Source organism: Chromatiales bacterium (genome assembly GCA_024234935.1).
Lineage (GTDB): Bacteria > Pseudomonadota > Gammaproteobacteria > Steroidobacterales.
On sequence record JACKNI010000006.1, the window covers coordinates 101,516 to 125,473 of the forward strand.

At 64.4% G+C, this 23,958-nt stretch carries 20 protein-coding genes; 11 read left to right on the forward strand and 9 right to left on the reverse strand.

Annotated features, from left to right (window positions below; translation table 11 throughout):
- Positions 1 to 68 precede the first annotated feature (68 nt).
- Genes H6979_12295 through H6979_12310 form a run of 4 tightly spaced genes read left to right on the forward strand, consistent with a single transcriptional unit; the run spans position 69 to position 3,154 of the window.
- Positions 69 to 698: a nuclear transport factor 2 family protein gene (locus tag H6979_12295; GenBank protein MCP5140623.1), complete on the forward strand. Its 630-nt coding sequence runs from the start codon at positions 69 to 71 to the stop codon at positions 696 to 698.
- 2 nt (positions 699 to 700) lie between these two features.
- Positions 701 to 1,726 (forward strand): class I SAM-dependent methyltransferase, encoded by a 1,026-nt coding sequence (locus H6979_12300; GenBank protein ID MCP5140624.1) that lies wholly within the window; start codon positions 701 to 703, stop codon positions 1,724 to 1,726.
- Between the two features lie 7 nt (positions 1,727 to 1,733).
- The gene (locus H6979_12305) at positions 1,734 to 2,507 is read left to right on the forward strand and encodes a DUF1295 domain-containing protein (protein MCP5140625.1); all 774 of its coding nucleotides are present in this window, start codon (positions 1,734 to 1,736) and stop codon (positions 2,505 to 2,507) included.
- A 20-nt stretch (positions 2,508 to 2,527) separates the two neighbouring features.
- Entirely contained in the window at positions 2,528 to 3,154 is a 627-nt protein-coding gene (locus H6979_12310; protein MCP5140626.1) for a hypothetical protein, read from the forward strand.
- On the opposite strand, the gene H6979_12315 is transcribed toward H6979_12310, so the two are convergent.
- Entirely contained in the window at positions 3,145 to 5,226 is a 2,082-nt protein-coding gene (locus H6979_12315; protein MCP5140627.1) for a glycogen-debranching protein, read from the reverse strand. The genes H6979_12310 and H6979_12315 overlap by 10 nt on opposite strands.
- The gene (locus H6979_12320) at positions 5,223 to 6,248 is read right to left on the reverse strand and encodes a haloacid dehalogenase-like hydrolase (GenBank protein ID MCP5140628.1); all 1,026 of its coding nucleotides are present in this window, start codon (positions 6,246 to 6,248) and stop codon (positions 5,223 to 5,225) included. Before H6979_12320 ends, H6979_12315 begins: the two co-directional genes overlap by 4 nt.
- 54 nt (positions 6,249 to 6,302) lie before the next feature.
- On the opposite strand from H6979_12320, the gene H6979_12325 reads away from it, so the two are divergent.
- From H6979_12325 to H6979_12340, 4 genes are read left to right on the forward strand one after another with little or no spacing between them, the layout of a single operon-like run.
- Positions 6,303 to 6,692 (forward strand): hypothetical protein, encoded by a 390-nt coding sequence (locus H6979_12325; protein MCP5140629.1) that lies wholly within the window; start codon positions 6,303 to 6,305, stop codon positions 6,690 to 6,692.
- 51 nt (positions 6,693 to 6,743) lie between these two features.
- A complete protein-coding gene (locus H6979_12330) occupies positions 6,744 to 8,558 on the forward strand; it encodes a copper resistance system multicopper oxidase (GenBank protein ID MCP5140630.1) in 1,815 nt (604 codons plus the stop codon).
- Positions 8,551 to 9,330 carry a copper resistance protein B gene (locus H6979_12335; GenBank protein ID MCP5140631.1) on the forward strand — a complete coding sequence of 260 codons (780 nt, stop codon included), beginning with the start codon at positions 8,551 to 8,553 and terminating at the stop codon, positions 9,328 to 9,330. The genes H6979_12330 and H6979_12335 overlap by 8 nt, the downstream gene beginning before the upstream one ends.
- 16 nt (positions 9,331 to 9,346) lie before the next feature.
- Entirely contained in the window at positions 9,347 to 9,772 is a 426-nt protein-coding gene (locus tag H6979_12340; protein ID MCP5140632.1) for an HIT family protein, read from the forward strand.
- Between the two features lie 7 nt (positions 9,773 to 9,779).
- On the opposite strand, the gene H6979_12345 is transcribed toward H6979_12340, so the two are convergent.
- The 3 genes from H6979_12345 to pdxH are packed head-to-tail and all read right to left on the reverse strand — an operon-like array spanning position 9,780 to position 12,625.
- Positions 9,780 to 10,847 (reverse strand): metallophosphoesterase, encoded by a 1,068-nt coding sequence (locus H6979_12345; protein MCP5140633.1) that lies wholly within the window; start codon positions 10,845 to 10,847, stop codon positions 9,780 to 9,782.
- Complete coding sequence (locus tag H6979_12350) at positions 10,848 to 11,978, reverse strand: FAD-dependent monooxygenase (GenBank protein ID MCP5140634.1); 1,131 nt, start codon at positions 11,976 to 11,978, stop codon at positions 10,848 to 10,850.
- A 5-nt stretch (positions 11,979 to 11,983) separates the two neighbouring features.
- The gene (pdxH, locus tag H6979_12355) at positions 11,984 to 12,625 is read right to left on the reverse strand and encodes a pyridoxamine 5'-phosphate oxidase (protein ID MCP5140635.1); all 642 of its coding nucleotides are present in this window, start codon (positions 12,623 to 12,625) and stop codon (positions 11,984 to 11,986) included.
- A 138-nt stretch (positions 12,626 to 12,763) separates the two neighbouring features.
- Between pdxH and H6979_12360 the strand changes: the two genes are divergently transcribed.
- Positions 12,764 to 15,079, forward strand: a complete 2,316-nt coding sequence (locus H6979_12360) for a PAS domain-containing protein (GenBank protein ID MCP5140636.1) — start codon at positions 12,764 to 12,766, stop codon at positions 15,077 to 15,079.
- On the opposite strand, the gene H6979_12365 is transcribed toward H6979_12360, so the two are convergent.
- Positions 15,023 to 16,174 (reverse strand): response regulator, encoded by a 1,152-nt coding sequence (locus H6979_12365; GenBank protein MCP5140637.1) that lies wholly within the window; start codon positions 16,172 to 16,174, stop codon positions 15,023 to 15,025. The two genes, H6979_12360 and H6979_12365, sit on opposite strands and share 57 nt — an antisense overlap.
- Positions 16,175 to 16,270: 96 nt before the next feature.
- Positions 16,271 to 17,206, reverse strand: coding sequence for a hypothetical protein (locus H6979_12370; protein MCP5140638.1), 936 nt, complete (start codon positions 17,204 to 17,206; stop codon positions 16,271 to 16,273).
- Between the two features lie 40 nt (positions 17,207 to 17,246).
- On the opposite strand from H6979_12370, the gene H6979_12375 reads away from it, so the two are divergent.
- The gene (locus H6979_12375) at positions 17,247 to 19,013 is read left to right on the forward strand and encodes an outer membrane protein assembly factor (protein MCP5140639.1); all 1,767 of its coding nucleotides are present in this window, start codon (positions 17,247 to 17,249) and stop codon (positions 19,011 to 19,013) included.
- On the forward strand, positions 19,010 to 22,465 hold the full coding sequence (locus H6979_12380; GenBank protein ID MCP5140640.1) for a translocation/assembly module TamB domain-containing protein: 3,456 nt from the start codon (positions 19,010 to 19,012) through the stop codon (positions 22,463 to 22,465). The genes H6979_12375 and H6979_12380 overlap by 4 nt, the downstream gene beginning before the upstream one ends.
- Here the strand turns inward: H6979_12380 and H6979_12385 are convergent.
- Both H6979_12385 and H6979_12390 read right to left on the reverse strand, forming a co-directional pair.
- Positions 22,455 to 23,120 carry a hypothetical protein gene (locus H6979_12385; protein ID MCP5140641.1) on the reverse strand — a complete coding sequence of 222 codons (666 nt, stop codon included), beginning with the start codon at positions 23,118 to 23,120 and terminating at the stop codon, positions 22,455 to 22,457. The two genes, H6979_12380 and H6979_12385, sit on opposite strands and share 11 nt — an antisense overlap.
- 13 nt (positions 23,121 to 23,133) lie before the next feature.
- Positions 23,134 to 23,958: an SDR family oxidoreductase gene (locus H6979_12390; protein MCP5140642.1), complete on the reverse strand. Its 825-nt coding sequence runs from the start codon at positions 23,956 to 23,958 to the stop codon at positions 23,134 to 23,136.

Sequence of the window (23,958 nt, forward strand, 5' to 3'; positions counted from 1 at the left end):
GAATCAGATTTGCACCTGGCGACGAATCCCTGTTGCCACCTGTACGTGGCCTGATGGAGAGATCGCTGATGCCTGCCATGCAAACGAGCTTCAACGGATGCCGCAGAGGCCGGTGCGGACTGCTTTTACTGCTCACCGGCGTGGTGGCTGGCTGCGGCGGGTCGCCGGTACCCCTGCCGGAACTCAACGCCTCCTATGAGCAGGCGCTGGCGCGCACCGCGCCGCTGGCGGTCGTTCACGAGCCCGGCAGCGAGGCACAGCGGGTGGCGTTCGATCGCCTGCAGGCCTACTTCAGGGACATGACGGCAGCCTCGGTCCGCGAGCAGACGGCCAACGTCTATGCGCCCGAGGCCTATCTCAATGACACCCTCGTGGGTATCAATGGCGTGGCAGGCATCCAGGCCTACCTCGGGCACACGATGGAGGACACCCGGAAGCTGGATGTCCGCTTTCTGGATCGTGCCCAGTCCGGCATCGATTACTTCGTGCGCTGGGAGATGACCGTTGAACACGGGTCGCTCGCCGGCGGCAAGCCGGTGCTGAGTTATGGCGTCACGCAGTTCCGGTTCGACAGCGAGGGACGCGTCTTGCTGCACAAGGATTTCTGGGATTCAGGCACGGCGCTTTATGAGCAGCTGCCGGTGCTCGGCAGCGTTGTCCGCCGCGTGCGTGCCGCCGCCGAAGCGGGGGCGGAATAAACATGCTGATTGATTTGTGCGAGCGCGGCCTGGTTCCGGATCTCATCACCCGCGCCGGCATGCGACGGCTGATGGCCAGTCGTCTGGTGCAGGAGTCGGCCGATCGCGGGCTTGCCGAGGCCGAGCAGTTTCGCCGCCGGCTGGCCGAGCTGCGCAGCAGTCCGGTGGCAATCGAGACCGACAAGGCCAATGAGCAGCACTACGAGGTACCGGCAGCATTCTTCCGTCAGGTGCTCGGTACGCATCTGAAGTACAGCTGCTGCTGGTACGGTGAGGGTGTGCAGGACCTTGATGCGGCGGAAGCCGCCATGCTGCGCCTCAGTTGCGAGCGGGCCGAGCTCGCCGATGGCCAGCGCATCCTCGAGCTGGGCTGCGGCTGGGGTTCACTCACGCTGTGGATGGCAGCGCACTATCCGCGCAGCCGGATCACCGCGGTATCGAACTCGGCGTCGCAGCGCGAGTTCATCGTCGGGCAGGCGCGTGAACGCGGCCTTTCCAACGTCGAGGTGATCACGGCCGATGCCAATGCGTTCAGTACGGACCAGCGCTTTGACCGGGTCGTTTCGGTCGAGATGTTCGAGCACATGCGCAACTACGCCACGCTGATGGGACGCATTGCCGGCTGGCTGCAGCCGGGTGGCAAGCTCTTCGTGCATATCTTCTGTCATCGCACGCTGATGTATCCCTTCACCACCGGCGACAGCTACGACTGGATGGCAAAGTATTTCTTCAGCGGCGGGTTGATGCCGGCCGAATCGACCCTGCTGTATTTCCAGGAGCAGCTGAAGATCGAGGAGCAGTGGCGTGTGCCGGGCACGCACTATGCGCGTACGGCGAACGACTGGCTGGCCCGTCAGGACCGCAATCGCGAGGCGGTGATGGCGGTCCTGAGACAGGCCCATGGGCCGGCCGACGCGCTGCTCTGGTTCAACCGCTGGCGCATGTTCTTCATGGCCGTCGCCGAGCTGTTCGGTTATGCGCGTGGCACCGAGTGGTTTGTCGCCCATTACCGCTTCGCGCGGCCATGAGTCCGGCATGAACAACCTGTTGCCGCTCGCCCTGTCCGGTTTCAGCGCAACGCTCACGCTGATGCTGGTTGCATGGCTGATCAGTCTCCGCACGCACAACGTGGCAATCGTCGATGTGTTCTGGGGCATTGCGATTGCCGGTGCCGGCATCAGCTGGCTTTATCTCTGGCCGGCGACCAGTACGCGTGGCGTACTGGTCGCGCTGCTGGCAACTGTCTGGGCCATACGGCTCGGCGCACATCTGCTCTGGCGCGGCCGCGGGCAGGCCGAAGACCGGCGCTATCGGGAAATCCGTGCCCGCAATGAGCCGAACTTCCGCTTCAAGAGCCTTTACCTGGTTTTTGGTCTGCAGGCCGTGCTCGCCTGGCTGGTCGCGATGCCACTGCTCGGTGGCGTCATCAGCAGTGCGCCGATCGGCAGCCTGGACCGCTTCGGTACGCTCCTGTGGGCCTTTGGTCTGGTCTTTGAATCGGTGGCGGATTACCAGTTGGCACGCTTTCAGCGGGATGGTGGGGCAGCGCGTGGCGTGATGAATACCGGTCTGTGGCGCTTCAGCCGCCATCCGAACTATTTTGGCGAGTTCGTCCTCTGGTGGGGTATTGGCCTGATCGCGGTCGCCGGCGGGGCGTGGTGGGCGCTCATCGGCCCGTTCCTGCTGAGCGTGTTCCTGCTCAAGGTCTCGGGTATCGCGTTGACGGAAAAAGATATTGCCACGCGCCGTCCGGCGTATCAGGATTACATGCGGCGCACGAGTGCTTTCGTGCCGCGGCCACCGCGCTGAATCACAACCGGAAGATCATCATGCGAGACAAAGTCATGCGTACTGCCCGGATCGCCGCAGCGGCCCTGATCGCCTGTCTGCCGTCACTTGTTTCGGCGGGCGAAGCAGCCGCGCTCTGCGCAACGGCTGAACAGAAGGCGCAGATCGCACCACTGTACGCCGGCACCGTTGTGCCGCCGCCTTTCATGGCGGCAACGAAGCTTGGTCTGCCCGAGGGCATCGTTGCCAGCGCCCTGCCAGCTGCGCAGGCAACCGGTGTGTCGGGTGCGGCTTTCGGCAAGGTATGGGAATCCCTGCAGGGCTGGGATCAGGCGCTCACGCTGGTCCTGAAGGGTGCCAACGTATTCGAGATCCACGGGCGGATTCCGGCCGGTGTACCGTCAACGAAGAGCCCGTTTTTCAATCTGCAGTCGGCCGAGACCGGCCTCGGTGGTCACCTGCGCCCCGATCTCATCGGCGCGATCTACGCGGTGAATCTCGTTGGTGCCGAAGGCCCGATGCGCGGCGTGACCTTCGTGGATCAGCAGGGGGAAGGCATGTTCGGCGTCTATCTGCCCGAGAGCCGTGAGCCCTCGCCGGCACTGGTCGCGCAGTTCGACAAGACGCAGGCACTGATGGCCGGCATGCCGCGTCTCTGTCAGCCCTGACCCGCCTCGAAGACCACCACGCTGCGCGGCTGACACAGGTATTGCGGCTGCGTCCATGGAATCCGTGCATCACGCGTGATGATGTCCCCGGGTGGTTCCATCTCCGTATCGACTGCGACATGCCAGTACCGTTCCGCGACGGGAGGCAGGTCCACCCTTTCAACCTCGTCTGACATGTTGATCAGGACATGCAGGTCTTCTTCGGCGGGCGTGATGCCGGTCAGCGTGAAGGACAGGAAGCGCGTGTCCGGATCCTCCCAGCGGGGTGTGCCGAGTTTCGCGTCATACCAGCGGATATCCGGCCTGCCGTGTGCGGGGTCCGTCTCGCCACTGAGGAACCGCGCCCGTGACAGTGCGGGGTGACGCTTCCGCAGGGCGATCATCTCGCGCACGAAGCGCAGCATGTCGCTGTTGGTTTCAGTCAGCCGCCAGTCAAACCACGAGATCCCGTTGTCCTGGCACCAGGCGTTGTTGTTGCCGTGCTGCGTGCGCAGTACTTCGTCGCCGGCGAGCAGCATCGGCACGCCCTGCGAGAGCAGCAGCAGGGCAAAGGCATTGCGGATGTCCTGCCGGCGCCGACGCATGACGCTCTCATCGAGCGTTTCGCCTTCGGTGCCGCAGTTCCAGCTGTCGTTGTGCGCCCAGCCGTCGCGATTCTCTTCGCCGTTGGCCTCGTTGTGCTTCTCGCGGTAACTGACCAGATCGTTGAGCGTGAATCCGTCGTGACAGGTGATGTAGTTGATACTGCTCTGCGGTGTGCGATCGCTGGCCTGATACAGGTCGCTGCTGCCCGCCAGACAGGTGGCCATCTCGCCGGCGAGTCCGGCGTCGCCGCGCAGAAAGCGGCGTATGGCATCCCGATAGCGGCCGTTCCATTCGCTCCAGGCCACACCGGGGAAATTGCCGACGTGGTACAGGCCGGCCGCATCCCAGGCCTCGGCGATCAGCGGCACGCCAGCCAGTGCCGGTGAGAACTCGATCGCGGCTGGAAAAGGCGGGTTTGCCAGCGGTTCACCGTCTTCGCCGCGCACGAAGACGCTGGCGAGGTCAAAGCGGAAACCATCGACGCCATACTCCTGAACCCAGACCTCCAGCGCACGCAGCAGCGTCTGCGTGACCAGGGGGTTGTTGCAGTTGATGGTATTGCCGCAGCCGGTGTAGTCGCGCAGTACGCCCTTGTCGTGGTGATAAAAGATTTCCGGCATCAGGCCCTTGTAGTTGATGACCGGGCCACCTTCGCCGCTTTCGGCGGTGTGGTTGAGTACCACATCGAGTATCAGGCCGATGTCCGCCGCGTGCAGCGCCTCGACGAGGGCGCGGAATTCATCCGTCTGGCCGGCCTGATCACGGTTCAGGCAATAACCCGGATGCGGGCTGCACAGCGAATGAGGGGCGTAACCCCAGTAATTGCGCAAACCCATTGCAGCCACCGACGCCGGTACGTCCTGCTCATCGAAGGCGGCGACCGGCAGGAGCTGCACGTGGGTGATGCCGAGGTCCCGCAAGTACGGAATCTTCTCGATCAGCCCGGCATAACTGCCAGGCTGATCGACGCCGGCCGAGGGGTGCCGGGTGAAACCACCGACATGCAGTTCATAGATGATGGCCTGGTCGAGGCCGCGCGGCGGGGGGCGCGGTGCGCCGTGTTCTGGCGGTCGGGTGACGATGCCGCGCAGGCCAAGCGCCGATCCGGGTGCGGCGACGCGTGCGCTGCGGTCCCAGTGGTGGTCGCTGACGGCACGACAAAGCGGGTCGAGTACTTCCAGCCGCGTGGCGACCGGGGTACCGGCGTTTTCACTGTGCCGTGCAGCCGGCGGCAAGGTCACACGCCAGTTGTAGTGCATGCCGGCCGGCAGCCCGCATACGGCAACATGCCAGAAGAAGTAGCTGCGGTTCTCCCGGGGTTCCAGCCGGATGGCCTGCAGCGGTGCGGTTGCCTTGGCGTCGGCATACAGGAGCAGTTCGACGCCGGTGGCCTCCCGGCTGTAGATGCAGAAGTTGGTGCGCTGCCGGCTCCAGGTCGCGCCGGGCGGGTGGCGCGATCCGGCCTCGGTGACGAAAGGAGCCGTCACGGTGCGTCGGCCGGTGCGGGCGCGGGCGCCTCGGCAGTCTGGAAGGAAAAGACCTGTCGCCAGTCGTAGCGCATGCTCACGATCATCCAGCCGTTGGCATCAGCAGCATTGAGGGAGGCACGATCCTTTTCATCGTATGCGTACTCGCGCTCGAAGTCGTCATGCCGGATCAAGATCTGCAGGCTCTGCTGTGGGCGGGCACCCGGGGTTTCTGCGCGCTGACTGTAACGAAGCATGTCGATGTCGCCACCTGAACGGACATTGCCCGCGGCCAGTATGGGCCGCAGGCCGATATGCTGGTCGATGCTGAGTGGCTTTATCGCGCCGTCATTCAATGAGTGCACTGTGGCGAGACGGCGCAGCACCAGTTTTCCGTCCTCTTCGCGCAGCGTGGCCACCACGCTGCTGCCGATCACATCGTCGCTGGAAATGCCGTAGGTCTCGCTGGCCAGTATGCGCGCCAGGTCCACGCTGCCCGCCGAAACGATGAAATTGTGAAAGCCGTTGGCGCGCAGATAAGCCAGCAACTCGCGCATCGGTGTATAGGCGAGCCGGGTCCAGGTCTGCTGAAAGCGCGGATGCCGGGCGGTGCCGAGGAATTCGCGCGCATCGCTGCGGAACGCGGCCTGCGTGCGTCCGGCATGGGCCGCTGCCACCAGTTGGAACACGGAAGCATCGTCGGCTTCCTGCAGGTACCTGCCCTGCAGTTCCAGTGCGGCCTTGAAAGGCATCTGGTTCTGCCATTCCGGGTGCTGTGGCGCCTGCAGGCGCAGTCGCTCAAGGGCGAACAGGCCCTGGGGGCCGGGTTTCTCGGGCCAAAGGGTGCCGTCATCATCGAATACGGCGATGCGTTCCGCCGGGGTCACATAATGACTGCCACCGGGTGTACTCACCTCCCGCACGAAATCGAGAATACGCTGCTTGCCCGCACCGTCACGCCAGGCGGGCAGGGGGTCGGTCGCTGCCTGACACAGCGTGGCAAAGCCGACGACAGCGGACAGCAGCAATATGCGGCCTGACATGGAGGTCCTTGTGGTTCTGGTGCGGCGCACATACTACCGGGACCGCTGCATGGCGTGAATGCACCGGTGTATAGTTCAGGCATGTTCGCCGAGCTGAAAATTCGTGGACTGCTGCCCGCCCTCGTGGTTGCCCTGCAGTTTGCCGTGCTGCCCTGTGCGATGGCCATGCAGTCAGGCGGCGATTGCGAACACTGTGACGGTGCCGAGCGGCCCTCACACTGCATGGTTGCCGCCGATGAGTCCGCAGTCGATGCAGGGCTGAACTCGCCTGATCGATTGGGCGCTGTTCCGCCGTCCGGCGGTGTTTTCAGTATTCTGCTTCTGCCCGCTGCGCCACAGGTTCTGCAGCGCGCTGAATCGGCTGCGGCCGCAATCGCCCGCCGCAGTGGACGCCATGGCGGTGATCCGCCTCTCCACCTGCTCTACGGACATTTCCGCAACTAGACCGTCCCCTCGACTGCTGGCCATACCTGGTTCAACTCGAGGAGACTGTTCATGCACGACAAAAAGGGGCGGGTTGCCCCCATCTGCAATCCGATTGCCGACCCGGCCAGGCGGACCTTTGTCCGCGGCCTTGCCCTCGGCGGTATCACCGCCGGGCTGGGCCTGTGGCGGAATCCGGCCTGGGCGCTCGACGCCCGGGGCACGACGCAAATTATCAGTGGTACGGAGTTTGACCTGCGCCTCGGCGCGTCGCCGGTCAATATCACCGGTCAACCGCGACTGGCGACGCTGATCAATGACTCGCTGCCGGGGCCGACCCTGCGCTTTCGCGATGGCGATACGGTCACCGTCCGCGTCACCAACAACCTCGCTGAATCCAGTTCCATGCACTGGCATGGCGTGCTCGTACCGGCGGCGATGGACGGTGTACCGGGGCTCAGCTACGACGGCATCGGCCCCGGCGAAACTTTTGTCTACCGCTTTCCCGTCCGTCAGACCGGCACCTACTGGTATCACAGCCACTCCGGCCTGCAGGAGCAGACCGGCATCTACGGCGCGATCGTCATCGAGCCGCGCACGCCGGACCCGGTGGCCTGCGACCGCGATTACGTGGTGATGCTGTCCGACTGGACCGATGAGAACCCGGCCCGCGTTGTCGCGAAGCTCAAGAAGCAATCGGACTACTACAACCACGGACAGCGTACGGCTGGCGACTTTCTCGGCGATGTACGTCGCGACGGCTTTTTCGCGACAGTTGCCGAGCGTCGCATGTGGGGCGCGATGCGCATGAATCCCATGGATATGGCTGACGTCAGCGGCTGCACCTATACCTATCTGCTGAATGGCAAGCCGCCGGCCGCCAACTGGACGGGACTCTTCAGTCCGGGCGAGCGCATCCGCCTGCGCTTCATCAATGCCGGCGCAATGACGATCTTCGACGTGCGCATTCCCGGCTTGCAAATGACGGTGATCGGCACCGATGGTCAGCCCGTCAGGCCGGTGGCCGTCGATGAGTTCCGCATCAGCGCCGGCGAAACCTACGACGTGATCGTGACGCCCGACCAGGATCAGGCCTATACGCTGTTTGCGCAGTCCATGGACCGGAGCGGATTTGCGGCCGGTACGCTCGCGCCGCGCGCCGGCATGAGCGCCGTGGTGCCCGTGCCTGACCGGCGCGTGCCGCTGACCATGGCGGACATGGGTCATGCGATGCCCGCCGACTCCGGCGCGGCGATGGATCACTCCGCGCACAGCATGCATGCGGGCCACGACATGTCGGCCATGGAGGGCGGTGGCGCGCCGGCAGTGATCACGCATGCGGCGACGGAATTCGGCCCCGGTGTGGACATGCGGGTGGATCAGCCCTCGACTCGCCTCGACGATCCCGGCGTGGGTCTGCGTGACAACGGGCGACGTGTACTCACTTATGCTGATCTCGAAAGTGTGTACGACGATCCGGATGGCCGCGAGCCCGGTCGCACCATCGAGCTGCATGTGACCGGCAATATGGAGCGGTACATGTGGTCGTTCGACGGCATCCCGATGGAGGAAGCCGGACCGATCCGGCTCATTCATGGTGAGCGGATCCGCGTCGTACTCGTCAACGACACCATGATGGACCATCCAATCCATCTGCACGGCATGTGGAGTGACCTCGAAGACGAAGCGGGTGCGTTCAAGGTCCGCAAGCACACCATCAACATCAAGGCGGGCCAGAAGCTGAGCTACCGCGTAGCCGCCGATGCCTTCGGGCGCTGGGCCTATCACTGTCACCTGGCGCTGCACATGGCGGGAATCTTTCGTGTCGTCATCGTGGACCGCGACGGTGCGGATGCCGGCGGGCACGGAGGGCATCACCATGGTTGATCGCATACGAGAAGCGGCCCGCCTGGTATGGCTGGTCACGCTCCTGTCCATGCTGCCGGGCGTGACACCGGTGCACGCCGAAGATGAGCGCGATGCGGCGTTTCCGCAGCTCGGCACCACCATGAGCCAGCAGATGCCTGACGATCCCGTGTACTGGATGCTGCTCTTCGACGAATTCGAGTGGCAGGACCAGCGCGACGGCGATGCCCTGAGCTGGGATGCCCATGCGTGGATCGGTACCGACATGCACCGCGCGCTGCTGCGCGCCGAAGGTCAGCGTGAAGACGGCAACACCACGGAAAACCGTCTCGAACTGCTGTGGGCACACCCGGTCGCCGCCTACTGGGACCTGGTGGCCGGCGCACGCATGGATACCGAGCCGGGGACGACACGCAACTACGTCGGTATCGGCGTGCAGGGTCTCGCACCGCAGTGGCTGCATGTGGAGGCGACGGCCTGGGCCGGCGAACGCGGACAGACGGCGGCAACGCTCAAGCTCGAGTATGAGCTGCTGCTGACCAACCGGCTGATCCTGACGCCGAAGTTCGAAACCGACATCTATGGCAAGGACGATATGGCAAACGAGATCGGCAACGGTGTCAGCGATGTAAAGGCCGGCCTGCGTCTGCGCTACGAAATCCGTCGCGAGTTTGCGCCCTATGTCGGCGTCGAGTGGACGGGCAAGTTCGGCGATACTGCCGATATGGCCCGCAGCAACGATGAAGCGGTACGTGATGCGCACATCGTTGCCGGTCTGCGTTTCTGGTTCTGAAGCGAGCAGGTTCTGCATGCAGACGAATGACTGTCCGCTGTGCCGAGATGCTGCGGCACCGGCGTTGTGGCGTGACGAGAAATGCCGGGTGGTCAGTGCGGACGACGCCGACTACCCGGCTTTTCTGCGCGTGATCTGGCAGGCCCATGTGCGCGAGATGACCGATCTGGATCCGGCCGGACAGCAACATCTGCTGCGCGTGGTGCTGGCGGTCGAAGGTGTGCTGCGTACCGAGCTTGCGCCCGACAAGATCAACCTCGCCACGCTCGGCAACCAGGTGCCGCATCTGCACTGGCATGTGATCCCGCGCTTTGCCGACGACGCCCACTTCCCCGATCCGGTGTGGGCAGAACGGCGGCGTGCGGGCGTGGCACACAAGGTAGACCGGGAGCGGCTGATCGGGGGTCTGCGCTCGGCGCTGGGGTCATCGCCGGGCAGGTGAAGCGCCTTCAGTCGGCAATCAAAGCCAGCCGCTCGCCATCGTCGAATACCAGTTCGCGCTCCGGCCAGCGGACTGCGGCCAGCCGGCCCATGTGTCGCGCACCGGGTGCCAGCGGGCGTTCGCGGTAGCGCACACCGACGGAGAAATCCACACAGAAGGCGTTGGCGCGCGGTCCCAGCCATGCCCCCGCAGCCCGTCCCTTGAACAGGTCCGGTTCGCCGCGGGAATGACCCGGCGGTACGGCATGATCGCTCCAGCGCCAGTAGTGCCCGAAGATGACCGGCACCTCGTCCCGGTAGTCGTGCCACCAGGCGACGCGGTCCACCATGCGCCACTTGCCGGTGGCGTAGAAGGGTTTCCCGGCTAGTCGCTCGACACCTGAAGTCAGCACGCGGATCGGGTTGTTCATCTGGAAGTACGCGCTCATCTGGCCAGTTGCCCGCAGCAGCGGTACGGGGGCCTGTTCGTCGGCCATCGCGGTTCCCCACTGCTCGTGCTCTTTGGCCAGGCTGTCCGACAGTCCGGAATCCTCCAGCCACTGCCCGGCGCGCCGGTGATATTCGCGATAGATGTCCGTGAGCGGCTGTCGGCTGGCATCGGCGGCAAGCGCCAGCAGCGATTCCTGGTGCCAGGCGGCATGCACCACGCGCAGATCATCGCGCGACAGTGTGAGCGGCAGGCTGGCCAGAAAAACCGGAAACTCCTCGCGCTGGGCTGCGCTCGTTCCCCGGCAGTCCGGAAACCGGCCCTTGGCGTGATCGTGGTTTTCGGCAAAGAACCAGCCATTGCCGGATTTTCTCGCGCCGCGCAGCACGCTGAGTTCGTGATTGCCGAGCACGCATTGCGCACTGCCGCCCGCGATCAGCGCCTGCACCAGTTCGATTACGCCGGGACTGTCGGGGCCGCGGTCGCAGAGGTCGCCGACGAAGACCAGGTGACGGCCGTCCCGATGCTGCCCGTCGGCGTCATAGCCAAGGTGTTGCAGCAGGGCGCGCAGTGCTTCGAGTTCGCCGTGTACGTCGCCGACGATATCGAGCGAACCGGCGGCCAGCGGTTCTTCAACCGTGATGCTCATTCAGACGGATACCGTGACGGGGTCATAGTCCGAATCGTCCGTGGCACCTGCCACATAGGTATCGGGATTGAGGGTGGTGAGGCGCACGCCCTGTTCTTCGGCCGCCACCATTGACGCGCTGGCGCGCGGAATCCTTGCCGCCGCATAACGCTGCAGGGCTTCCGGCGTTGTGCCGGCCGCGGCAATCGCACGGGCCAGGACGAGCGCGTCTTCCAGCGCAAGATCGGTGGCGCGATCCAGAAACGGTGCGGCAGGATGTGCGGCATCGCCGAGCAGGGTTACACGGCCCTGCGTCCAGGCCGGCAGCGGATCGCGAGCGAAAAGTCCGCGCGACAAAGACTGCTCGGGCGGCGTGGCCATCAGCACGGTGCGCGCAACGGTGTCGAAGCCACGGAATGCTGCCAGCACCGAGTCGACGCCCGAGGGCTTCGCCCAGCCTTCGTCCGTCCAGTGAGTGCTGCGGGCGAGCGCCATGTAAGCAAGCTGTGTACGCCGGCCAACGCTGCAACACCTGAGTCGCTGTCCCGGCCCGATCCAGATGGTTGCATCGGCGAGCCCTGGTGCCGCCGGTGCGAGGTGCGACATCGGCACCAGGCCCTGCCACAGCTGATAGCCGGTGAAGCGCGGCTGCTCGTCGCCGAACAGCCGGGTGCGGACAGCCGAGCGGAGTCCGTCGCAGGCGACGAGCAGCGAGCCGCGCAGCATCTGCCGGCCGGCAAACAGGGCGGTGACGCCGCCGGCATCCTGACCGATATCCGCCAGCGCATGTCCGGGGTGCAGGCAGTTGCGGTCGTTGCTGTGAATGGCCGCAATCAGTGCGCGTTGCAGGTCCGCGCGCCCGATCTGATGACAGCCGGCGTGATCAGCAGCGGTCTCGGCAAGCAGCCGGCCGCTGTGAAAGTGTCTGACGGCGACGCTTGCCGGGCGAACCGCGAGGTCTTCCAGCGCTTCGCCGAGGCCGAGCTCTTTCAGAACCCGCGCACCGGTGGTACCGATCAGTAGTCCCGCGCCGCCAACAAACGGCTCGGCGGCCTGTTCGCAGACCGCGACCCGCAAGCCCTGCCGTTGCAGGGCCAGTGTCGCCGTCAGTCCGCCGATGCCGGCGCCGATGAGGATGACGTCGAACTGCATGTGCGCTAAGGCGCCAGTCGCGCAATGGACCAGCCGTCTCCGCTGCGACTGTAGAGGAAGCGATCGTGCAGGCGATGCTCGCCGGCCTGCCAGAACTCGATGGTTTCCGGCTGCACGCGGTAGCCGCCCCAGAACGAGGGCAGCGGTACCTCACCGGCAGCGAACTTCTGGCGCATCTCCATGAACTTGTTTTCGATCAGGCTGCGGCTGGAGATCACGCTGCTCTGTGCGGAAACCCAGGCGCCGATCTGGCTGTCACGGGGGCGGGTCATGAAGTAACGCAGGTTCTCGGCAGCCGAGGTATGGCTGGCGGTGCCGGTGATACGCACCTGGCGGCTGAGTTCGGCCCAGTAAAACAGCAGGGCAACCCGCGGGTTGGCGATGATTTCGCGCGATTTGCGACTTTCCAGGTTGGTATAGAAGACAAAGCCCGAGGCATCGTAGTACTTGAGCAGCACGGTGCGCAGCGAGGGCTGACCGTCGGCGGCCACGCTGGCGATGCTCATCGCATTCGGGTCGAGTACTTGCGTCTCCATGGCTTCGGCAAACCAGTGTTCGAACTGGCGGAAGGGGTCCGGGTCGAGCGCACCTGGATCCAGTCGACGGGTGCGGTAGTCACGGCGGAGATTGGCAATATCAGTACTCATGTCTCCATTCTAACGAATTGAGGTCATGCATCTGTGACGCAGATGCAGGCCGCGCTGCGGCAGTTGTCCGACCATGGGCGGCGGATTTTGATAGCCGGCATCGCCGGGTGGTTCATGGGGTTAGCGGAAGAGGCAGCCGTGGGAGCCGGGGGGCACTATCGGGGTGTGCCGGGCATCCCTCTGGCCGGCAAAATCAGCCTGTTCCTTCTTGTAGCCGGTTCAATTGCCGCACTCGGCATGGCCTGGCTGGGCCAGGAAATCGTCCTGCGCAAGTTCGGTGAAACCGAATCGGAGCTGGTGCTGCGCAATCGTCACATCCTGCAGCAGGCCATTCAGGCCGATGCGGACAGCGTGGGCACGAATGTGCTGGACTGGAGCCAGTGGAACGGACTCTATGACTATGCCATGGGCAGGAATGCGAAGTTCGCGAGCGAAGAACTGAATGCGGTGGGACTCGACCGACTGAAGCTGGACGCCATCCAGGTCATCAGTCCTGACGGACGGCTTATCAGAGAGGCAATACGCACCGGCCTGACCGGTCCGGACGGGCAGCTGATACCGGATATCGGTAACGAGATCAGGCTCGCCGTGAAGCCGGAAACGCGTAGCGTCCCCGTTTCCGGATGGCTCAATACCAGTATCGGTCCGCTGATCGTCGTCGCGCGCCCGATTCTCAGGAGCGACGCGACAGGGCCGGCCGCGGGTGTCCTGATCATGGCCCGGCATCTGGATCCGGCTGCACTTTCAGCGGGCGTCAGTGTCCTGCCGTCGCAGGTCTTCGTCCATGGCAGTGCCTATGGACCACTCAAGCCGGATCTGCTCCCGCTGCTTGCACAGCTCGAAAATTCGCCCGATTCAGCTGCGCTGGTCTTGCGCGATACGGACATGTCGGATTTCCGGTACTTCCGCGATATCAACGGTCACCTGGCGTTCCTGCTGGAAACCCGCATGCCGCGCACCGTACTCACGACGGCACGTGAGACGACACATCAGCTCTCGATCGCACTGCTGGTCTTTGGCGCAGGCATCTTCCTGCTGTTGCTCGTGGTGATCCGCTTTGCGGTGTCGCGCCCGCTGGGGCAGCTTGCGGGTCATATGCAGCGGTTGCGCGAGACCGGTGAGATCCGGCCGGCTGCGAATGCCGATTCCGGTGATGAGATCGGTACCCTGGCCCGCAGCTTCAATGAACTGCTCGGCGCCCAGCAGAAGGCCAGCAGTGAACTGGGCATGCTGTCGGCCGCCGTCCGGCATGCCGATGAAGCGATCGTGATCCTGGAGCAGGACGGCTGCATTGCCTGGGTGAATCCCGCCTATGAGCGCAGCCGCAATGTGAGAAATGCCGATCTGGTGGGCTGCAAGCCGAACGATGTCATCGAGGGCTGCGATGATCCCGCAACGTATCTGGCCATTTGGGCCTCGGCACGGGCGGGCAAGACCTGGAAGGGACGTCTGCGGACGGTCGTCGATGATGGCCGGGTCGTCACCGAAGACGTGGTCGTCTCGCCGGTACTGCACGCCGGCCAGACTCAGCCAGGCGGTTACGTGATGCTGATGCACGATGTCAGCGAACAGATCGCGCTGGAGGCGCAGATCGCGCAGACGCAAAGGCTGGAAGCGGTAGGGCAGCTGGCGGCCGGTGTCGCGCATGAGATCAATACGCCAGCCCAGTACGTGGATGGCAACGTGCGTTTTCTCGAAGAAGCCTTCAGCGCGTTGTCGGGTTTGCTCGGCAAGATCTCTGACCAGGCCTGCGCTGCCGGCGATGGGGCGCTGTCCGCGGCCGATATCTCGGCCCTGCTGGCCGAGGCTGAAGTCGACTATCTGAAGACCGAAGTGCCGGTTGCAATCCGGCAGACGCTGGAAGGTGTCGGGCGAATCAGCAGTATCGTCCAGTCGATGAAGGAACTGACCGATCCGGCGCCCGATTTCGTGCCAGCCAACCTGAACCCAATCATCGAGGGCGCCGTGATTGCAGCGCGAAACGAATGGGCTGATGTCGCCGAGTTCCGCATGCAGCTCGATCCGCAGCTGCCCTGGGTACCATGTCAGCCCGAGATCATCAACCAGGCCGTGGTCAACATGCTGGTCAATGCGGCGCAAGCCATCGCCGGGAAAGGGGAGGCGGCACCCGGCCATGTCGTCGTCAGTACCTGCAGTGCCGGTGACGGCGTGGAGATCAGCATCAGCGACGATGGTGCCGGTATGGCCCCGTCGGTACAGGCGCGGATCTTCGATCCCTTCTATACGACCCGCCCGGTGGGCGAGGGTACGGGCCAGGGGCTCAGTACGGCGCACAGCGTGATCCGCAAGCATGGCGGTACGATCGCCGTGGACAGTGCGCCCGGCCGTGGCAGCTGCTTCAGGATTCACCTGCCGCTGGCCGAAGGACAGCAGGCATCAGGCGGGTATCAGGATGCGCAGCTTCTGCGAGACACTCGTCGGCTCGCCAGCTGAAGTCGCAGCGGTCGTCTCGCGCAACTGCGTGAGCAGCGGGCTGGTGATCTCCTCGCCACGAAACATCAATGTCTCGCCGTTGTCGGCGATGATGTCTTCATCGAGCACCATGCCTGGCCGCAGTTCATCGAAGCCGACCCAGCGGATATCCATGTAGGCACTGTGCATGTGCACGGTGCGTACGGCTTCGATAATCGCCTTGGGCAGGCCCGGCATCGACTGCTCCATGCGTTTCAGTGCGTCAGCCGGTTGTTCACCGGTAGCCATCAGGTCATCCAGGGCGGTGGCCACGGCGAGGATTACCGTTGCCGTGTCTTCTGCCGGCCACGCGCTGACCTCGGCCGGCAGCGCGGCAAAGTCCGTGGGCTGTTGCTGACGCGCGACCATCGCCGCAACCGGCCCAAGCTGTGGAATGCGACCGATCAGTGCCGCGGCGACTGCCGGATGGCGGCGATAGAGACGCTGTTCTTCGTCGTCCAGCGGTGTGCCCGCATACAGTTTGTCGAGCAGTTCGACCGGCAGGGTGATGCAGCCGAGCTGCGACAGAAGCGTGGCGAGGCGCAGATCCCAGGGCATGGTGAACTTCAGCGCACTGGCGATGGCCGCCGAGTATTGCCGCACACGCCCGGTGCGCCGGCGTGCAACCGGATTCGTGATGCCGAGGATGTCGGTGAGCATTTCCACCAGGCCCTGCAGCGTCTTCTCCAGCAGTTCCTTGCGCGCGGTGATCAGTTCGTACTGTTCCAGGCCGGCATTCACCGCGCGGCGCAGCGCGTCTTCGTGACAGGGCTTGGTCAGGAAACGAAATACATGTCCGTCGTTGATCGCGGCAATCGTCGATTCGAGATCTGCCTGACCCGACAGAATCATGCGCACCGTATCCGGGTACTCTGCGCGGATTCTGGTCAGCAGTTCGGTGCCGTTCATGCCGGGCATGCGCATGTCTGAAACGACGAGTGCAACCGGGCCGGTGTCTTTCAGCAGCGCCAGGGCTTCGACGCCGCTCGTGGCTGTCAGGATGTCATGCGACTTCCGCAGCTGGCGGCGGATGCTGTCCAGAATATTGGGTTCGTCGTCGACAAAAAGTACACGCATTGAAGGTTGATTCCAGGTCTGGTGCCCCATGTCCGGTCCATGGTAGCGCCCTGGGGCGTATTTCCGGTCAGCAACCGGTCACAGAACGGGCCCTGCTCAGTTCAGACGCACTGCGGTCAGTCGCAGTGTGATCTTGCCGAAGATGGGTGCGCTGCCGGACAGCAGCAGCGGCGTGCGCGTCTCGGCGTCGAGGGCCAGTTCGATATTGCCGTGCAGGCCCAGCAGCTCGAAGTCGTCATCGCTGTCCGCACTCGTCTTGCCGGACGGGTCCACGACCGGCAGGGCGCGCAGCGTGAGACGCAGAGGTGTGACCTTGCCCCTGCGCTGCACCGAGCCACTGGGCCACAGTTCGGCGTAGTTCACACTGATGGCGCGCGGTTCCATGACCTCGACATGCACGATCTGCGTATCCCGCCGCCGGAACACCAGCAGCTCGACCTGATCGCCGGGTTTGTCCAGCGCTGCTGCGGCGATGGCGTAGAGCAGGCCGGTGGATTCCAGGACCGGTCGCCCGGCCGGGTCGACGGGATATATGCGCGGACCTTCGCTGGTCTTGGTCCATTTCGCCGGCGGCAGGGGCTCCTCGGCGCGGTTCACCGGCCAGCGGGTGCGCAGGTAGACGCCCGTCTCTCCATAGCGCCACGTGCGATAGCGGTGCTTGCCTTCCAGGTCATGGTGAGCGCCCTGGATGGCAGCGCCATTTGCGGGGTCCATGAGCAGGGTGAGGCGCGACCGGCGGCCCAGACCGCTGGCCTCGTAAACCAGTTCCAGTACCTCCGCGCCTGGTGCGATCGCCCGCATGCCGGGTATCGGCAGCAACCCGCTGCGGATGGAAGCCTCCGGCACCATGTTCAGGGTGAGGCGGGCATCGGCGCTCAAGAACAGCTTGGTGGCGGTCATGCTGATTTCCGACCAGCCGATGCGGGCCGGATCGAACAGCGGCGCAACCGCCGGCGCGTCTCCGGCGGGTACCAGGCCGGCGTACAGGAGCGCCGCGGCGGTCACCAGCATGTGGCGTGCTGCTAGACTCATTTGCGGATCATAGCGTGCTGGCCCCGGATGTACTGAACTGATGCCCGACCTGTATCGAGCCTGCCGCATGTTCCTGCCCAGGTCCCGCCGTCCGGGATGCCTCGCGCTCCTGCCGCTTCTGCTGCTGTCCCTGCCGGGACAGGCCGAGGTGGTGTTCAAGGGCCTGAGCCGAACCACCGAAAAAGTCGTGCGCGCCACGGTCGTACTGGCCGGCGAATCCTGCAGTGCGTCGGACGCGCGGGTCCGACGCCTGTACCGGCGTGCCGATACGGAAATCCGTCAGGCACTCGAGGTCTACGGCTATTACGCGCCGACCATTGAAAAGACGCTCGGTCGTGACGGAAGCTGCTGGCAGGCAACTTTCACGGTCAAGCGTGGTCCGCGCGTCAGGATCCGCAGCCTGAAAGTTTCGGTATCGGGTCCCGGAGCAGACGACCGGATCCTGTCCGGCAAGGATGCCCGGCCGGATTTCGAAGTTGGCGACGGGCTCAATCAGCGGGCCTACGATGCGTACAAGGTGTCGCTGGCTGGCCTGGCCCGGCGCCGCGGCTATTTCGACGGGCGATTCGCAAGCAGTGCGATCGATGTGTATCCGGAGAAGCTGGCTGCGGATATCCGCATCGACTATGCCTCGGGTACACGCTACCGCTTTGGTCCCGTCGAGTTTGACCAGGACGTTGTCGCTCCGGATCTTGCCCGGCGCTTCGTCGAGTTCGCGGAGGGCGAGCCCTACGATGCGGACAGGATCAATGATCTCTATACGGCTCTGCTCGCCAGCGGCTATTTTCAGGGTGTCGAAGTGCGCACCACGCCGAGGCCCGGCCCGACCCCCGACGTACTGGTCAGCGTGGCACTGACGGCCAGCAAGTCGCGCACCTGGACGACCGGTATTGGCTATGCCACCGATACCGGTCCAAAACTCCGTCTCGACTACCGCAATCAGCGTCGCAATGAAGAAGGCCATCAAGTCGAGTTCAACAGCCAGGTGTCCAAGGTGGTCGGCGGTGCTTCGGTCAGCTATCGCCTGCCCGACGGGAAACGGCAGGACGAGTGGCTCAGCATCAACATGGGCTACAAGTACGAGAACCCGGAAGACAGCAGGAGCGCCGAGTTCCGGGTCGGTCTGCAGCAGAGCAGACGTCGGCGCGGCAACTGGCGCGAAACGCGCTTTATCGACTACATCCACGAAAACTACCGGGTGGGTGACGATCGCGGCAACAGCGACCTCATCGTGCCGGGCATCAGCTGGGCCGAGCAGCCGCTGCTGCTGACCGGCCGGCCGCGGCGCGGGCGGCGTCTGAACCTGAAGCTCAGCGGCACGGATGAACTGCTTGGCTCTGATACAGCGTTCATGCAGATGGAAGCCGGCGGCAAGCTCATTCTGCCGCTCGGTTCGAATGCCCGTCTGCTGACGCGTCTGGAGGCGGGCTGGACGATCAAGGACGACTTCTCCGATCTGCCGTTTTCAGTGCGTTACTTCGCTGGCGGCGACGGCAGTGTGCGCGGCTACGACTACAAGTCGCTCGGTCCCACCGATGATGACGGCAATGTGGTCGGCGGCGCCAACAAGCTGGTCGGCAGCATCGAGTTCGACGCGCAGGTATACGGCAACTGGTCGGCTGCCGTGTTCGCGGATTCCGGCAACGCTTTCAACAGCTTTCGCGCCATGTCGCTGAAAACCAGTGTCGGTACCGGGATCCGCTGGTACTCGCCGCTGGGGCCGGTGCGTTTCGATGTCGCTTTTCCGCTCGACAGCGATGCGTCGGACGCCTGGCGTATTCATATTTCACTGGGACCGGACCTGTGATCGGTACGCTCGCCGGCCGGATGCTGTCCGCACTGGAGGCGCTGCTGCTGGCAGTGCTCGTGCTCTGCCTGTGGGTGCTCGCAACCCCGGCCGGCAGCAGCTGGCTCATCAACACGCTTGCCGCACAGACAGATGGCGTACTCGGCGTCAGCGGCTTGCACGGCAGCCTGCTGCGCGGCATGCGGGCAGACCGGGTCGAAATCCGGGTCACGCGCACCAGCGTGCTGGTCTCACAGGCCGAGCTGTCGGTGTTCTGGCCCGATCTGCTGCGCAGACGCCTACGACTGCGAACCGCGCGGGCCGCCGAGGTGCTGGTTGAGGTCGGCCCGCGTCCGGCCGACGAACCCGATACGCCGGTCAAGCCCCTGCTGCTGCCCGTCGTGATCGCCGCCGACAGTCTGGAAGTCGGTCAGCTGAAAATCCGCATCGAGGGAAGTGATCCGGTCAGCCTGCACGCGGCGCGTCTGCAAGCTGAGCTGGCCGATGGCACGATCCGTTTCAATTCGCTGGCGCTGCAGGTCCAGGGCGTCGAGCTGTCTGCTGCGGGTTCCTTCAGCACCGGCGAGCCCTTTGCGACCAGTGCCGAGTTGCGCTGGTCCGTTCCGGGTCAGGACCTGGCCGGACAGGGACCGGTCAGCGGGGATCTGGCGGCGCTGCGTTTTGAACAGGTCGTGCGCATGCCGGACCCAGTGGGCGTGGGCGGCATTCTGCGCCTGCTGGGCGACAACCCCGAATTGATCGCCGGTGCGCGCTGGCGGAATATCAGCCGCGATACGGGTGCGGCCGGGATCGTGGTCAGCGATCGCGGTCAGCTGCAACTGCGCGGCTGGACAGATGGCTTCAGGGCGCAGCTCGATGCCGGTATCGCACCCGGTGCGTGGTCGCGAATGCAGCTGACTGCTGCCGGTGCCGGTGATATCCGGCAGTTCAGTGTCGATAGCCTGCGTCTCAGCGGACCCGAGGGCACGGTCACTGGTCAGGGGCTGCTCAACCATGTGGCCGGACTGCGCGGTGCGTTTTCCCTGCAGGGGCGCCGTATCGATCTGCGTCCGGTGGATGCCCGCCTGGCCGGGAAGATCGATTTCGATGGCCAGCTCGGTTTCGATCCGGCCGGCAGCTTTTCATTTCTGCTCCGGGATGCGAAGGGCACGTTGTTCGGGCGACAGTTCCGCGCCTCGGGCACGGTCGCCAATGCCGAAGTCGGTTATGCCTTCGACGAGGTGCGCGTGCAGGCCGGCGACAACCGCCTGGACATCGATGGCATCTGGGGGCCGGCATTGTCCGGCCGTTTCAGCATCGATGCACCGGATCTGGCCACGCTCCGGCCGGGCCTCGAAGGTTACCTGCATGGCAAGGGCACGCTCGGTGGCTCGTCGGGGAAACCGGAGTTTGAGCTCGAACTCGACGGCAGAGGGCTGGGTCTGGGGGCCTTGCGTGTGGACAGTCTGCGTGCGCGTGGCGGCCTTGGCGCGCGCGATACGCTGGCGCTTGAGCTGACTGCCGCCGGACTTGCCGTGGCTGAACAGGAACTCGGTGACCTCGATGTTGTTGCCGGCGGCGCACTCGATGACCACACCCTGCGCATCACGCTTTCCGGTGGCGAAGTGACGGTCGGACTCGAAGCCAGCGGTGCCCTGAAGCAGGGTGGCCTTCAGGAAAGCTTCACGCAGGGCTTTGTGATGCTGCCGGGTTCCCAGCACTGGAAGCTGAGCGAAGCAGCGGTGCTGCGTCTTGCCGGTACCGACCTGAGCCTGAGCGCGCACTGCTGGCGCTTTGCGCCCGCCGAGCTGTGCCTGTCGGATGCGCGTTCCGATGCACGTGGCCTGGCTGGTGGCCTCCGCCTCAGGCGTTTTCCGCTGGCCAGCATCGCGCATTACCTCAGTGCAGACGTGGATTTGCAGGGAACCGCGGAAGCCGATCTCGATTTCCGGCAACTTGACTCGAAACTGACCGGCCACCTTCAAGGCGAGTTGCAGGATGCCGCATTCATCTATCGTGCGGGTGGCGGCGAGGACGATATTACCGTTCCGGTCCATGAATTCACGGCAGAGGTGGATGCCACCGAGACATTGATCCGCTACTCCGGCCGGCTTGTCGCCGGCTTCGGCCTGTCGCTTGCCGCTGGCGGCGAGGTGCATGATCCCTTTGGTGCCGAGCCGGTGATCCGCGGTACCGTCAGCGGCGGCATTCCGGATCTGTCGCCAATCAGTCCCGTCATCGAGCGCTTCGTCGATATCGGCGACATCAAGGGGCGTATCGAACTGCGTGCCGGACTCTCCGGCAATGCGCGCCGGCCGGACATCAGCGGCGGGCTTGAACTGAAAGATGGCGCGCTTGCAGTACCCGTGGCCGGTATCTCGGTGGACCAGATCACACTCTCGATACTTGGTGGTGCGGACGGCGCAGCGGTCATCAGTGGTGGCGCGCATTCCGGCAAGGGGATGGTGGATGTGGATGGCACGGTACTCTGGCGCGATCGACTGCTGCCCGAAGCCAGTCTCGCCGTCAAAGGCAGCATCTTCGAGCTGGTCAACCTGCCCGACGGCCTGATCGAGGTTTCACCGGATATCCGCGTGGCGCTGCGTGAGCGGCAGTTTCATGTGAGCGGTGCAGTGCTGGTGCCGCACGCCGAGATCAGGCTGAAAGAGATCGGCGAGAGTGCCGTGCAGACTTCACCCGACACCGTCGTGCACGGCCGCCAGGAGGTGGTCGTCAATCGGGCGCCGCCATTGTTCGTACTCGATAACGTCAGGGTGCAGCTGGGTGAGAAGGTGAGTTTCGACGGCTTCGGTCTCAAGACCCGGCTGACCGGAGAGATGAGCCTGTCGCAGGCACAGGTCGCCGGCCAGACCGGCATCAGCGGGAACGGCGTCATCAAACTCGAGGAGGGCAAGTTCGCGGCCTTCGGCCAGAAGCTCGGCATCGACCGGGGCTCGCTGATCTTCGCCGGCGATGTTACTGATCCGGGCCTCGACGTGAAGGCCAGTCGTACGGTCACATACGAAGGCAGCGACATCACCGTCGGCGTGCTGCTCTCGGGCACCCTGTCGCGCATCCTGACCCGCGTATTCTCCGAGCCGGCGATGGGCGAGATGGATGCGCTCTCGTATCTCACCACCGGCCGGCCGCTGTCGGCTGCCGGTACGGGCGATCAAAACACGGTGGCCAATACCGCCCTGGGTCTCGGGCTTAACGGCGCGCTGCCGGTTGTGCAGCAGCTGGGTTCAGCACTGAGGGTGGACGAGATTGCGCTTGATACGACGAGTACCGGTGGTACGGCTGTCGTCGTGGGCGAGCAGCTCGGCGAAGACCTCTATATCCGCTACAGCTATGGTGTGTTCGACAGTCTTGGCACGGTAAGGGTCACCTACAAGATCGGCCGTCGTCTCAGCATCGAGGCCAGCTCCGGCGAAGAACAGGCACTCGACCTGATCTATTCGATCAACTGGTGAGTTCCTTGCGGACTTTGGTCATCAGCTTCTGGATGTCCTGATGCCTGCCTTCATCGGCCGAGGCCCGGCCCGGGCGCGGTGGCGCTTTCAGGGCTTTCTCCAGGTACTGCAGAGCGCCGGCATGGTCGTCCTCGTCATACAGGAACTCGGCGTAGAAGTAGTTCGGATCGATGCCGTCCGGGTTCAGCTGCAACGCCTTCTGCAGATACTCCCTAGCCTTCTTGTCGCTGCCGAAGCCGATCGGAAAACCCGGTACCTTGTGATAGAGCGTGCCGAGGCTGGTCCAGGCCGAGCCATCGAGAGCATTGGCATCGATGGCCAGCGCTGCCTCGAGCTTCTCGCGCGATTTCTTTGCCAGGCTGAGCGCACCGAGCCCTCCCTTAACGCCAGCGGCAGTGCTGAGCACGATGCCTTCCCAGATCAGTGCTTCGGCGCGCTGCGGGTTCTGGTTGCTGAAAGCGGCGGCGCGCACGATCAGCTTGTCGAATGCGGCCTCACGTTCTCCTTCGGGCGTGGCGTAGTTGGCAGTTGCCCAGTCGGTCTGAATGGCCCGCAGTTCCGCATCAAAGGTCGGGGGCAAGGCGTGTGCCGTCAGGCTGAGGCTGAGCAGTGCTGCGGTCAGGCAGCTGAAAATCCGACGACTCGTCTTGTGCATCATGATGGCCTCCTCAGGCTGATGGCCTGGCTGTCGGTACGATTCCGGCATAGCGCCGGATTACAGTGAGTTGCTTCGCGATGGCCCTGTCGACCAGCCCCGGCAGTACGCCATTGATGCGGGTAAACAGCTTTTCCGGCCAGCCGAGCACTGTTTCCGTCGATTCATTTTCGAGAATGCGGCAGGCAGCTGTCGCCACGGTTGAAACCGCGTCCATGGCAACGCCGAGTTCCGCATTCATTTGCTCCACCTCGGCGGTGTTGATGCCGGTGCGGGTCGCGCGCGGCGCGAGGTAATGCACGCGTACCGTGCTGTCGCCGAGTTCCCGGCGCAGTGCTTCACTGAACCCGCGCATGCCGAACTTGGTGGCCGAGTACACGGCATATGCCGGATAACCGATGCTGCCGAATACCGAGCCGGTGTTGAGAATGTGTGCCGCACTCTGCCGGCGCAGGTGTGGCAACAGGAGGCGGCACAGGTGAATCGGCGCCTGCAGGTTTACAGCCAGTGCCAGGTCGATGGCTTCCGGCGACTGTTCGTCGAGCAACCGGAAGTGGCTGACGCCTGCATTGTTGATCAGTACGTTGATCCCGCCGCGGAAGGTACACGCCTGTTCGCACACGCGACCCCGGTCATCAGCCCGGGTCAGGTTGGCGGCGATACTGGCCACACGGTCGCCGTACCGGGCAAGTCGCTCGCTGACAAAGCGTTGCAGCGCTGCTTCATTCATGTCAACCAGCAGCACCGCGGCGCCCTTGGCCAGCAGTGCCTCCGCTATCGCGCCGCCGATGCCGCCGGCACCTCCGGTGAGCAGTACGCGCGCTGTCTTGAGATCCAT